Origin of the sequence: Cystobacter fuscus, from assembly GCF_044360685.1 — a bacterium.
GTDB classification, from domain to species: Bacteria; Myxococcota; Myxococcia; order Myxococcales; family Myxococcaceae; genus Cystobacter; species Cystobacter fuscus_C.
The window spans coordinates 3,838,137-3,850,952 of the sequence record NZ_CP043491.1 but is presented as its reverse complement, the minus strand read 5'-3'; the positions used below and the strand labels follow the sequence as shown (position 1 = coordinate 3,850,952).

At 69.7% G+C, this 12,816-nt stretch carries 11 protein-coding genes; 3 read left to right on the top strand and 8 right to left on the bottom strand.

Features of this window, described 5'->3' with window-relative positions:
- Positions 1-4: 4 nt before the first annotated feature.
- Positions 5-1,249 carry an MFS transporter gene (locus F0U63_RS15800; protein WP_395846746.1) on the top strand — a complete coding sequence of 415 codons (1,245 nt, stop codon included), beginning with the start codon at positions 5-7 and terminating at the stop codon, positions 1,247-1,249.
- Here F0U63_RS15800 and F0U63_RS15795 read toward each other — a convergent pair.
- The 7 genes from F0U63_RS15795 to F0U63_RS15765 all read right to left on the bottom strand — a co-directional run bounded on the left by F0U63_RS15795 (position 1,246) and on the right by F0U63_RS15765 (position 8,876).
- On the bottom strand, positions 1,246-2,439 hold the full coding sequence (locus F0U63_RS15795) for a glycerophosphodiester phosphodiesterase (protein WP_395846745.1): 1,194 nt from the start codon (positions 2,437-2,439) through the stop codon (positions 1,246-1,248). The two genes, F0U63_RS15800 and F0U63_RS15795, sit on opposite strands and share 4 nt — an antisense overlap.
- 98 nt (positions 2,440-2,537) lie before the next feature.
- On the bottom strand, positions 2,538-3,719 hold the full coding sequence (locus F0U63_RS15790) for an acyltransferase (protein WP_395846744.1): 1,182 nt from the start codon (positions 3,717-3,719) through the stop codon (positions 2,538-2,540).
- A gap of 153 nt (positions 3,720-3,872) precedes the next feature.
- On the bottom strand, positions 3,873-6,197 hold the full coding sequence (locus tag F0U63_RS15785; protein ID WP_395846743.1) for a hypothetical protein: 2,325 nt from the start codon (positions 6,195-6,197) through the stop codon (positions 3,873-3,875).
- Positions 6,198-6,214: 17 nt separating this feature from the next.
- Positions 6,215-6,745, bottom strand: a complete 531-nt coding sequence (locus F0U63_RS15780) for a hypothetical protein (protein ID WP_395846742.1) — start codon at positions 6,743-6,745, stop codon at positions 6,215-6,217.
- Positions 6,746-6,863: 118 nt separating this feature from the next.
- On the bottom strand, positions 6,864-7,304 hold the full coding sequence (locus F0U63_RS15775; RefSeq protein WP_395846741.1) for an OsmC family protein: 441 nt from the start codon (positions 7,302-7,304) through the stop codon (positions 6,864-6,866).
- 36 nt (positions 7,305-7,340) lie between these two features.
- Positions 7,341-8,552 (bottom strand): deoxyhypusine synthase family protein, encoded by a 1,212-nt coding sequence (locus F0U63_RS15770; RefSeq protein ID WP_395846740.1) that lies wholly within the window; start codon positions 8,550-8,552, stop codon positions 7,341-7,343.
- A 45-nt stretch (positions 8,553-8,597) separates the two neighbouring features.
- Positions 8,598-8,876: a hypothetical protein gene (locus tag F0U63_RS15765; RefSeq protein WP_395846739.1), complete on the bottom strand. Its 279-nt coding sequence runs from the start codon at positions 8,874-8,876 to the stop codon at positions 8,598-8,600.
- 92 nt (positions 8,877-8,968) lie between these two features.
- Between F0U63_RS15765 and F0U63_RS15760 the strand changes: the two genes are divergently transcribed.
- Together F0U63_RS15760 and F0U63_RS15755 are read left to right on the top strand one after the other, a co-directional pair.
- Positions 8,969-9,805 (top strand): PHP domain-containing protein, encoded by an 837-nt coding sequence (locus tag F0U63_RS15760; protein ID WP_395846738.1) that lies wholly within the window; start codon positions 8,969-8,971, stop codon positions 9,803-9,805.
- A 5-nt stretch (positions 9,806-9,810) separates the two neighbouring features.
- Entirely contained in the window at positions 9,811-11,181 is a 1,371-nt protein-coding gene (locus F0U63_RS15755) for a cytochrome P450 (protein WP_395846737.1), read from the top strand.
- Between the two features lie 44 nt (positions 11,182-11,225).
- Here F0U63_RS15755 and F0U63_RS15750 read toward each other — a convergent pair whose 3' ends face one another.
- Positions 11,226-12,809 (bottom strand): methyl-accepting chemotaxis protein, encoded by a 1,584-nt coding sequence (locus tag F0U63_RS15750; RefSeq protein WP_395846736.1) that lies wholly within the window; start codon positions 12,807-12,809, stop codon positions 11,226-11,228.
- Between the last annotated feature and the right edge of the window lie 7 nt (positions 12,810-12,816).

The window sequence follows — 12,816 nt, the reverse complement described above, 5'->3', positions numbered from 1 at the left end:
CACCGTGCGCGTCCTTCCACGTGGGTGGCCTTCCGGCGGGCTGTGGAACCACCCGGACTTCCTGAGGCTGTGGGGCGCGCAGATCGTCAGCGCGTTCGGCAGCCGCATCACCCGCACCGCGCTGCCCATCCTCGCCCTGCTCACGCTCCAGGCAACGCCCACCGAGATCGCCATTCTCTCGGCGCTCGGGGTCGCGCCCGGTCTGCTCGTGGGCCTGTTCATGGGCGGGCACGTCGATCGAACCGCCAAACGGCCGCTCCTCATCGGCGCGGATGTCGTCCGGGCCCTGTTGCTCCTCACCTTGCCCCTGGCCGCGAGGTTCGGGGCCCTGTCGATGCTCCAGCTCTACCTCGTGGCGGCCGCGGTCGGAGCCGCCACGACCCTGTTCCAGATCGCCGACAACAGCTACCTGCCCACGCTCGTGGACAAGGCGCTGCTGGTGGACGCCAATGCCCGGCTGGAAGCCTCGGAGTCCGTCGCCGAGGCGGCCGGGCCCGGACTCGCGGGCGTGCTGGTGCAATGGCTGACGGCGCCGGTGGCGATCGGGGTGGACGCGCTGTCATATGTCTGGTCCGCCCTGTGGCTCGGCCGGATCCGGACCCCCGAGCAACCCGCGGCGGCCACCGAGGCCCATGTGAGCGTGCTCGGCGACATCGTGACGGGCTTTCGCGCCTGCCTCTCCCATCCGTTGATCCGCCCGGTGTTGCTCGCGGAGGCCGTCATGTACTTCTTCGGCGGCTTCTTCCTCTCGCTCTACATGGTCTTCACGCTGGAGACGCTGGGCCTGACGCCCGCCACCGTGGGCGTCATCATCGGCGTGGGAGGGGTGGGCTCCTTCGTGGGGGCGCTGATCGCGCGGCCCATGCTCCGCCGGGGACTGGGCCCCGCGATGGGCTTCTCGCTGCTGGTGGGCCAAGGCGCCAACCTGCTGATTCCCCTCGCGCGGGAGGCGGGAGCGTGGAGCATCCCCCTGCTCGTCCTGCAGCAGTTGCTCGGGGATGCCCTGCTCGGCGCGTATGTGATTCACGCGCTCAGCCTGCGGCAGTGGGTCATGGACTCCGAGGTGCTGGGCCGCGCCAACGCGACCTTCCACGTGGTCACCGGGCTGCTGCTGTCCCTGGGGGCGTTGCTGGCGGGACCCCTGGTGGACTTGCTCGGGATGGGGCCTACCCTGTGGATTGGCGCGGGGGGCGGCCTGCTCGCCGTCCCCCTGCTGCTGGGCAGATCCCCGCTCACCTCACGCGATTAGCGCTTGTACGTATCCACCGCCTGGCGGCCCACGGCGGGGTGATCGGTGAAGAAGCCATCGATGCCGGCATCGAGGTACGCCTGGATCTCCCGGATGGCGCCCTCGGTGCTGAGCGCGGAGTCCGGACCCTGGGCCTTGAGCGGAGCGGGCAGGAAGCTGTTCTCCGGACGGAAGGTGTAGGGGTGCACGAGCAGCTTGGCCGCGTGGGCATTGCGCACCAGACTGGTGGGCTTCAGGAAGGCGCCCGTCGTGGCGTCCACGTCGAGGACGCTGCGCTTGTAGGGCCCGACACCGTTCGCGTAGGTGGCGATCTCCTTCATGCCCGCCTCGGTCATCAGGTCCGCGTAGGTGCGCGCATCCCCCGCCACGACGAAGTCGTAGGGCTTCAAGGAGGCCTCCTCCATCAACTGCACGAGCTTCCAGTTGGGCTGCGAGGTGCCGATCTTCGCGTGGATGGCCTTGAGGTTGGCCACCTCGAAGGACTGGATGTAGACGGTGGCGGTGGTGCGGGTGAAGTCATCCGCGCGCAGCGCCTCGATGAGCTTGTCCTCCAGCGGCAGGCCCACGGACTGGAAGTAGGTGGGGTGCTTGGTCTCCGGGTAGAGGTGGATGGTGCGGCCGGAGCTCTGGGACAGCTCCTTGGCGAGCGCGATCACCTCGGCGAGCGTGGGGATCTCGAACTGATCGTCGTACGGGACATTGCCCGGGCGCACGGCGGGAATCCGCTCACGCGCGCGCAGCTCCTTGAGCTCCGCCAGGGTGAAGTCCTCGGTGAACCACCCGGTGAGCGGCTTGCCGTCGATCATCTTCGTGGTCTTGCGCGAGGCGAACTTCTCCACCGCCGCCACGTTGGTGGTGCCGGAGATCTCGTTCTCGTGACGGGCCACGAGCACGCCGTCCTTGGTCGACACGAGGTCCGGCTCGATGATGTCCGCGCCGTCCTCGACGGCCTTGCGGTAGCTGGCGAGCGTGTGCTCCGGGCGCAGGGCGCTGGCGCCGCGGTGGCCCACCACGAGGAGCTTGTCGGCGAGCGCGGGCGTCCGGTCGTCGGGCACGGGCGTTGGGTCGTCCGGCGTGGGCTTCGGGTCGCAGCCCGTCATCGCGAGCGTGCAGGCCAGGGCGAACGGCAGCACGGAGGACAGACGGCGCGAGGACCACGAAGGAATGCGAGAGGTGGAATGCAGGTGCACGGATGTCTCCCAGGCAGGGGACGCGTCACGTCCCGAGATGTCCGCACATAGCATCGCAGGACGACAGCGCGTGGGTGACAGCCCGGTGAAAACGGGCGTCAGACGCCCGAGGACACCGGGGTGGGCTCGGGGCGCGGCTGTTCGCCACTGGACTCCGGGCCGGCCTTGCGCGGGGGAAACCCGATGCTCCAGCGGAAGAGCGAATGATCCTTGAGGAGCAGGTAGATGACCCAGGGGCCAAGCAGGCCCATCGTCCAGCCGACCACCAGGTGCACCGCCAGCGGGATGCCCGGAGACAGGTGCTCGAGCACCATGCGCGTGCCCGACACGAAGTAGATGTGGAAGAGGTAGAAGAGCATGCTGATGGAGCCCACGGTGGCGAAGCGCCCGCGCAGGGCCTTCCACACCGCGCCGCCCTGGCGCGCCCGGCTGCCCAGGAAGACCGACAGCGAGATCAGCAGGCAGAAGCCCAGCGGCCCGTTGATGACGCACACCAGCTCGTAGTCCGGCACCCCCGCGTACACGGCCACCAGCACTGCGGCGAGCCCCAGGGACACCAGCACCTGCCGCGGCGCGGAGAGCCGTGAGAGGAATTGGCAGGCGCCGACCAGGGCCGGCTGGATGAAGAGGCCCAGGCCGAAGAAGCGGTTCCAGTACGTCACCAGGGACACGTATTCGCCCATCACCGACGGCGTGGGACCCACCCACGCCACCACGGCGGCGTGCATCACGATGGCGGCGGACAGGTAGACCAGGGAGGCCCAGCGGCCGAGCAGCGGCGCGGCGAAGCGCCGGAAGATCCAGCTCAGCAGGGTGCACCACACCAGCACGTGCACGAACCAGAAGATGGCGTACACGGGGAACCACGCCGTGGGCACGCGCGCGAGCAGCGCCCCCCAGGCCCACATCCCATGGGGAAGGCCCCCCGACAGCTCCTGCATGAGCAGCAGCATGGGCGCCCAGATGAGCATCGGCACGACGAGCTTATCCAGCTTCTTGCGCAAGAAGCCGATCAGCGACCGGTTCACCCGCCCGAAGGCGCTCACCGCCACGCCCGCCGCGATCAACATCACGGCCATATTGAAGCTATGGATGAAATCGTACGTGATGCGCAGGTCCGCCCGTCCCGGGATGAAGAGCTTGCGCACCCCGTGCTGGTCGTCCACGCCGAGTACGTGCACGAGGACCACCAGTGCGATGCCAAAACCTCGCATGCAGAACAAGTCGCCGGAAATCGACTGGCTCTCCGTCCGCTCTCCCTGCACGCCGCTCTCTCCCATGGAAAACCTCGACAAGGCCGAAAGGAACGTGCCTCCACCGTACCGCCGACACTCCGGGTAGCTACCGCCGTCCGGGCGATTCTGACCTGGATTCGCGCCCCGAACAACAGGAGTCCACTCGAGTGCAGGGCAGGCAGGCGAGCGCGCAACGTTTCATCGCCGGCGCCAGTTCATCACCCGCGCGAGCAACACGGTACCAAAGACAAGCACGGTGAAGGCGGCGGTGTAGCCCAGGAAGATGAGCCAGCCGGTGGTGGTGCCCGGAATCCCCACCGAGGGGCTCATGTCTTGGAACTGCGCGCCGGAGAAGAAGCCGCAGGCGAGGCTCACCGGCAGGAAGACGAAGACGAGCAGGCCCACCATGCGATCGAACTGATCACGCTTGTACTGATCCAGCTCGGCCGCCTGATCCCTCATGGACGTCACCGTCTCCTGCAGGCCGTGCAGCGAGTGCCAGGCGAGGTAGCGCGCGTTGACGTCCGGGTCCTCGCTCACGCGGGTGTGCCAGAGCGAGTTGGTGAAGAGCATCACGTCGGAGCGCACGCTGCGCGCGGGCCGCAGGCTCTGCCAGCGCGAGGTGCGGTAGCGCTGCTCCACCTCGGCCATGCGCCGGCTGATCTCGAAGGCCGAGTAGCGCTGGCCCAGGGTGAGCAGGAAGAGGAAGAAGTCGCGGTCGCACGCGAGCGGCCCGCGCTCCTCCTCCTCGAGGAGGAATTCGATTCGCGCCCCGCCCGTGGACGTCAGCCAGTGCTCCGTTTCCCCGGCGGCGTCGCGCAGCACGCGCCGGCTCTCGGCGGCGGCTTCCGAGGGCAGCTTCTCCAGGGAGGGCCGCGTGCCGGAGGCGAGCGCGTGGAAGAGCCCCTGCATGGAGCGCGAGTCATCCAGCATGGACGAGCGGCCCCGCGAGACGCGATAGGCGCCATAGACGAGCCAGCGCTCGGGGCCGAGCGGCGCCAGCCACGGCGCGAGCGCGCGCAACGGCTCCAGCTCCCACAACGCGCGGCCCTCGACGAGCTCCTCCTGCTCCAGGGCGAGCGCGTACAACGAGGTGGCCTCGGCCCGGGGCCGCTCCACCCAGACGGCGACGAGCCGGTTGGGGTAGACGGAGACGTGGACGGTGTGGGCCCCGGCGGGCTTCTCGTAGTGCAGCACGTCCGCCTCCTCCGTGGCGCCGAGGAAGGACAGCACCACGGCGGGGTGGAAGGTGGCGCCCTGGCTGGAGAGATCCCTGCGCTGGAAGCCCCGGGACACGAGCTCCGCGCCCGGCACGGGTCCGCGCCAGAGGAAGGGCCGGGCGAAGAGGGTGTGGGCGCGGAGGACATGGACGTGGCGGCCCACGTTGAAGCGGTTCCAGAGCGTCTCCCACAGCTCGCGGCGCGACAGCCGGGTGCCCGAGTAGGGGCCGGCCACCATCGTCGCGCGGCCGGTGGGGCTCGCGTAGCCATCCGAGTACCACGGGTCCGAGTAGTCGTTGGGCTGGCGCTCGAAGCGCCGTCCGCGCTTGCGCGGGGTGCCATCCGCGAGCCGCGGCCCCTCGAGCTCGTCCAGCGCGCCCGCCAGGTCTCCCAGGGTGCCCGCGCGCTCGGGGGTGAGGGAGAAGGAGTGCCAGGGCCGGGACTGCTCGGGCCGGGCGATGTGGATGGCCATGAAGTCGAAGCCCTGGCCGTAGTGGGTGTTCTGCGTGTCGTTGCGCGCGAGCAGCCGCAGGACGGTGACGTCCTGGAAGGAGGACAGGAAGAGCGCGTCCACGCGCCGCATGGGCCCGTCCTCCGCGTCCCCCAGGGGAATGTCGAGCTGCACGCGTTGGGCGCGCGACAGCTCGGCGCGGTAGAGCAGCTCGTCCGCCTTGAGGCGCCGGGAGACGGCCGGGGGGATGCGTGCCGGGGGCAGGCGCGTGAGATCCCCGGGCACGCGCACCGTCTCCAGCACGGAGGCCATGAGCTCCAGCACCTCGCGCGAGGGCCGGGCCGTCGGCGAAGGCCAGAGCTTCACCGCCGCGTAGAACACGGTGCCCAGCGCGCACTCGTACTCGCCCACCGTCTCGGTGTGGCCCTGCTCCCACTCGCTCACGTAATCGGCGAGGACCTCGACGCCCTCGGGCCAGGCGCCGTGCAAGAGCCGCCAGGCGGTCAGCAGCGTGGCGCACACGACGTCGAGGGTGTGCTCGTGGACGCGCAACGTGAGGGGTGGAGGCGGAGCGCCGGGCGAAGCCTCCTGGAGCTGCCGGGCCAGGGCATCGAGCGGCTCGGCGGACAAGAGCACCGCCCCCGTGGTGGAGCGCACCGCGCGCCGGGTCCACTGGGGGAGCTTCCACGCCAACATGCGCGGGTGCTCGCCGAGGGCCTCCCCGCGCGAGCCCACGCTGATGAAGAGTTCACGCGCTCCGGGTTCCAGGCCGGGAGGAGGCTTCTCGGTGGTCCAGTCCACCTGCTCCTCGCGCAGGAGCCACTCCACGACCTGCCTCGACTTCACGTCCATGCAGCGCCTTATAGACGCTAACCCGGCTCCCGCGTGGGCGTGAGACGCAGGACCGAGCGTTCCTCGGGATCCGAGAACGCCTCGTCCGCGGCGCGCTGGCGCAACCGCTCCAGGGCGCGCCGCTGCTGCTCGGCCCGGTGGATGTGGACCGTGAAGTCGAAGCGGCCCAGGCGATCGTCCTTGCCGGCCAGTCCCCGGAGGGTGCGCCACATGGACAGGCGCCCCTCGGTGCCCAGGCAGAGCAGTTCCAGCTCCTCCAGGCGGCTCAAGGGGGAGTAGCCCGTGAGCCGTCCGTTGGGCTTGAGCCGCTCGAACTTCTCGCCCACCCAGGCCAGGCCCTGCTTGAGCGGGTCGAGCTTGAAGCCCAGCGCCCGCATCACGTTCTTCAGGGTGGCGCGGTCCGCCTGGAGTTCCTCGAGGAAGGACGCGAGGTACTCCCCCACCGCGTTGTCCTCGTTCTCCGCGCGCGCCCGCTTCGCCAGCTCCAGGCCGCCCACGGAGCCCATCAGATGATCGTTCAGATAGATGCGCAGAAGGTTCAGGTTCACGCCGCACTCCCCCTCTTCACCCGCGTTGCGCGGGGAAGGTCGGCATGATCGGCCTGGAGTGCAGCACCCCCCGGCCAGGCGTCCGGGGAGCGGGCGGCGGAGCAGGCGCTCGAGGGGCCTACTGGGCGGCGTCCGGGTAGCGGAAGGAGATGGGCAGCTTCACGTCCGGGTGCAGGCTGCGCGACACCGGGCAGCCATGGGCCACCTCCTCCAGCCGGGCGCGGTGCGCGGCGGAGAGTCCCGCGGGCATCTCCACCTCCAGCACCAGCTCACCGATGCGGCGCGGCGGGGGCGTCATGCGCTTCTCCACCCGGGCGCGGGCATTTCCGAGGGGGATGTTCTCGCGCGAGGCGGCCAGGGCCATGGTGGTGAGCACGCACGAGGCGAGCGCCGCGCCCACCAGGTCCGTGGGCGAGAAGGACATGCCCGTGCCGCCGTTGTCCTTGGGGGCCTCGGTGGTGATGCGCGAGCCGGACGGCCCGTGCTCCAGCTTGCAGTGGAAGCCGGACGAGGACTCGACGGACATCACGACGCCGGTGGGGGAAGGGGGCTGGCTCATGGTCATGGCTCCTGGGCTTTGCGGGGGGAGGAACGGCTAGCGCACGTACGTCTCGTGCTCCTCCGGGTTGGGCTTGGCGTCGTCGGGGCTCCACTCGATCGTCTTGAGCAGGGACTTGTGACGCTTCTTCACGTCCCGGTCGAGGAAGGCCACCGCCTCCTGCATCACGTCCATCAACCGGCGCGGCTTGCGCTTCATCTTCGTGTCGCTCAACAGCGCGTGGGTGAGCCACGGGAAGACGGCGGTGACGTCGGTGTGCACGTACATGGAGCCCACCTCCACGGCCTCCATGGACACCTTGCCCCAGGTGTGGCCCTCGCCCGCCGGGCAGCTCGACAGCGCGCCGTTGTCCACCGGGTCCACACAGAACTGCACGTCGATGTCGAAGCCGTCCGTGGGCACGCCGAGGATCTGATCCAACAGCGGCTCGCCCTGCAGCGTGTAGTTCTTGGGCACGCCGCCGCCGAGGATCCAGATGGCCATCTTGTTGGAGTAGTGGTGGCGGCAGTAGTGCTGGATCGCCGACATCCAATAGACGTCGTCGTTGATGTCGATCTCGAACTTGAACTCGGCGCCCAGCAGGCGCTTGAGCTTGACGGCGTTGAGGAAGATGGAGCCGTCCTGCACGGCGCCCACGAAGATGGGCACGGCGTGCTTGTAGCAGGTGGACAGCAGCGAGGGCTGCTTCACGCCGAGCTGCTTCTCGATGGCGGCGATGTTCTTGCCGAGCAGGTAGTGGAACTCGGGCGTGGTCATCTTGCGCTGGAACTCGGGGCGGCGCAGCAGGGCGGAGAAGAGCCGGTCGGTGTCCAGCAGCGCCTCCTCCCAGAAGCCCAGGTCATAGATGCGGATGATGCGCGCCAGGCGGTACTGCAAATCCCCCGCGTTGGGGTTCACCTCGCGGATGGCGTGGCCGATGATGCGGTGGGCGTCGTGGTAGAGGTTGGCGCCGGTGGTGGTGAGCGCCGAGATGATGCCCTTCTCGATGAGGGGGATGATGCAGCTCTGGTGCAGGCCCGCTGGCGTCATCGCGCCCGACAGGGTGAGGAAGACGGAGGCGTCGACTTCCATCGAGCGGCGCATGAGATCGAAGGCGGTGCGCTCCTGCCGTCCCACATAGGCCGAGAAGGCATGCGCGAGCAGCTCGGCGGGGGACTCCTTGCCGGTGATGGGGCGAGGGTCGGCCTTGCGTGCTCCCGAGTAGTGGGCGCGCAGATTCTTCTTCGAGTTCGAGGGGGTCTTGGCCATGGCGCGCCGATCTACCACCACCCACGCGTCGAGGGGAGCCCGGGTTTACTTCTGCTTGCGCTCCTTGCCCCTGCCCTTGCCCTCCCCTTCGGCGGGAGGCGGCGGGGCGAGTCCGAGGAGCCGCTCGCGCACCTGCTCCGGGGGCAGGTGTCCTGTGTCCGCGACGACACAGGAGACGAAGGCCAGCTCCGCCAGGGCCCGCCTCGCCCGGGCGCGTGCCGCCTCGTCGTCGGAGGACAGCAAGTCCGAGGCACTGGAGACATAACTGCTCGCCAGGGACTCGAAGAGGTAGACGCGGTTCTCGATGGTGTCGTCCTTGGCCATGGGGGGTCTCCTCTGGTGCATCCGTGACGCATCCTCCATCATCCTAGGGACGCCCCTGCTGACGGTTCAACCCGAGTGACCTGGAGTCCGCCGTGATCGATCTGCATTCCCACACGACCGCGAGCGATGGCCAGCACTCGCCCACCGGGCTGCTGGCCCTGGCGGCGAGTGCCGGAGTGAAGGCGCTGGCGGTGACGGATCACGACACGGTGGAGGGGCTGGCGGAGGCGGCGGAGGCGGCGCGGGCGCACGGCGTGGAGCTGGTGCCGGGCATCGAGCTGTCGGCGTTCGTGAACAAGCGCGAGGTGCACATCCTGGGGCACTTCGTCCGGCCGGACTTCCCGGAGCTGGCCGCCTACGCGTCGCGGCTGCGGGTGGAGCGCGAGCAGCGCATGGTGCTCATGGTGGAGCGGATGCAGCGGCTGGGGTTTCCCATCCGGATGGAGGAGGTGCGCGCCCTGGCGGCGGGCGCGCAGCTCGGCAGACCCCATCTGGCGCGGGTGCTGGTGGAGCGCGGGTGGTGTCTGGACGTGAAGGCGGCCTTCGACCGTTTCCTGGGGGCGGGAAAGGCGGCCTGGGTGGAGCGCTTCAAGCTGGACGGAGCGGAGGCCATCCAGCTCGTGCATCGCGCGGGGGGCACGGCCACACTGGCCCACCCCGGCAGCTCCAAGATTGAACGGTACGATATCCTACAGCTCGCGCGGGCGGGCCTGGATGGGTTGGAAGCCTTACATTCGGACCACAACCCGAGTGTGCAGCAGCGGTACGTGAAGTACGCGAAGGAGTTCGATCTGGTGCCCACGGGAGGCAGCGACTTCCACGGGGAACAGGTGACACCAGGCCGGCGACCCGGAGACTCCCCCACTCCACCTGAGAACTTCGCGAGACTGCGTGCCCGGGCCACGAGTCAGTCCACCCACGCGAGCTAGACACCATGCAAATGCAGACCCTGAGCAACATGCTGGAGCGCCTGCCGATGAAGGAGACCCACCGCCTCGGCATTCCCATCCTCCCGGGTGGGCTGCCCCTGGTGGGCCACGCGCCCTTCAACCTCGGCGACACCCTCACCTTCCTGCGCGCCGCCGAAACCAAGGTGGGCCCCATCTTCTGGATGCGCTCCTTCGGATCCGAGATGCAGCTGGTGTGCATGGGCGAGCCCGGCTTCGAGCTGCTCAAGAACCGGGTGACCAGCAGCGAGTTCATCCGCGAGCAGGCCCCCGAGTTCATCGGCGACGCGCTCCTGTCCCAGGATGGCGCCCGCCACCGCAACCTGCGCACGCCCATGAGCGGGCCCTTCACGCCCCGGGGGCTGTCGTCCAGTGGCGCCGCCACCCTGTCCGCCGAGGTCATCGAGGCGAGCGTGGCCAGCCTGCCCTCCTCGCGCCCCTTCTCGTTGATCACCGAGACCCAGAAGTTCGCCCTCGACATCATCTTCCGCGTCATGGGCATCGACCGCTCGGAGATCCAGGAGTTCAACACGAACTACCGCGAGTTCACCCTCGGGGCGTTCCCGCTGAAGCTCGACCTGCCCTACTCGCCGCGCTGGCGTGCCCGCCGGGGGCGTGCGTGGCTGGATGCGCGCTTCTCCAGCCTCATCGCGGCGGCGCGGGGCCGTCCGGAGATGCCGGGCACGCTCTCGGCGATGCTGGCGGCGCGCGACACGGAAGGCCAGCCGCTCAAGGACGACGATCTCATCAGCAACCTGCGGCTCCTGGCCCTGGCGGGACACGAGACGACCGCGTCGACGATGGCGTGGCTGGGCCTGGTGCTCGCCCAGCGGCACGACCTCTGGGAGAAGCTGCGCGAGGAGGCCACGGCGGCGCCGGGCCTGCCCCGCTCGCCCGAGGAGCTCAAGCGTCACCCCTTCGCCGAGGCGCTCTTCCGGGAAGTGATCCGGCTCTACCCGCCCGTGTCGTCCACGGCGCGCGAGGCAACCGAGGATCTGACGCTGCACGGCAAGCTCGTGCCCAAGGGGACGATGATCACCGTTCCGCTGGGCACCTACGGCTACGATCCAGCCAACTTCCCCGAGCCGGAGAAGTTCGATCCCTCGCGGTGGCTGGGCCGGCGCGTGCCGCCCTCCTCCGTCGAGACGGCGCCCTTCGGCGGTGGCCCGCACTTCTGCCTGGGCTACCACCTGGCCTGGGTGGAGGTGGTGCAGTTCGCCACGGCGTTCGCGCGCGAGCTGTCGCGCCGTGGGGTACGGCCGCAGCTGGCGCCGGGAGTCGCACCGCCCAAGCTTCGCTACCTGCCCTTCGGTCAGCCCCCCAAGAAGGCGCTGATCGAGTTCGTGCCCGTCGTCTGAGACGGGCCCGGAGGCCGACGCACCAGACACCTCAACGAGACACCTCAACGATCGCGTGCCACCTTGAACTTGCTGGTGAGCACGCTGAGGCTGTCGGCCACGCTCTGGAGGTCCTGGGCGATGCGCGTGGTCCGCCCCGTGGCGTCCACGCCCTGCTTGACCAGGTCCGCCACGTTGCGCGCGCCCTGCACGGCCTGCTCGCTGGACTGGCGCTGCTGGCGCGTGGCGATGGTGATCTGCCGCGCCGCCTCGCTCGTGCCGCGCGCCAGCTCGACGATGCGCTGGAACACGGCAGAGGCCTGCTCGGCCACCTCCACGCCCCGGTCGCTCGTGGCCATGCCCACGCGCGCCTTGGTGGCCGCCTCGTTGCCCGAGTCCTGCACCTTCTCAACGATGCGCCCGATGTCGCGAGCGGACGCGGACACGCTCTCGGCGAGCTTGCGCATCTCCGCCGCCACGAGCGAGAAGCCCCGGCCCACCTCGCCCGCCTTGGTGCCCTCCAGCGCCGCGTTGAGCGCCAGCAGGTCCGAGCGCTCCGCCACCTGGTTGATGACCTGGGCGATCTTCGACACCTGCTGCAGGTCCTGGTTGAGGCCCACGATGGCGTCGGCCACGCCCTTGGACTCCATGCGGATGTCGTTGATGCCCGCGACCACCTGGGCCACCACCGCCATGGCCTCGGCCACCGCCTCGTGCGTGCGCCGCGCGCTGGACTCCACCACCTCGGTGGAGCTGGAGATCTGCTCCGCGGTGCGGCTCAGCTCCTCGAAGGTCGCGGCGATCTGCTGGGCGTACGCCGCCTGCTGGCTGATGACGTGCTCCTGATCCGCGGACGCGCCCGACAGGCCCCGCGAGGCGCTGGAGAGCTGCTCCAGGCGCGTGAGCAGCTCGGACACCGTGCCGCGCAGCGTGCCGAGCATCTCGTTGAAGGAGTGCGCCATCATGCGCACCTCGCCCGCCGAGGCCACGTCCACCTCGCTCAACGACATGTCGCCCTGGGCCACCTCGCGCGCCGCCTGGGTCATGCGGGTGACAGGCTCGGCGATGGCCCGCCCGATGAAGAAGGCGATGAAGAGGCCGGTGAGCATGGCGCCCAGGTACACGAAGAAGCTGGACCAGCGCATGGCGCGCGCCTCCTGCATCACCGGGGCCGCGTTCAGGCCCACCACGTACACGTAGCCGCCGGGCAGCCCGCAGAACGCCATGGGGCCGGCCGCCAGCCGCTTCTCGGAGCAGATCCCCTCCTTCTGGAAGGGCAGGCCCTTCAAGGTCTGCGCGGGCGGCACGTTGCCCCGCTCGGCCAGCACCTCGCCCTGGGGCGTGAGCATCCCCTGGAAGGACACGGCGCCCGGCCGGCTCGTCTGCTCCACGCGATCGAAGACGCGCGACTTCACGCGCTCGAGGAGGGGCGGCGGCGGACTCATCCCCCGCGCTTCGCTCTCCTCCAGCAGGAACGAGATGTCCTGCGCGGCGAGCCCACCCACCGCGTGCGCCTGTTCCTCGAGCCGCCGCAGCCCCTGCTCACGCTGCTGCTCGGGAAAGTAGAAACCGTTGAACAGGGCCACGGCGAGGCTGGGGACCAGCACCGCGAATGCCACCTGCCAGCGTAGACTAAGCCGACCCCACATGCCCGGC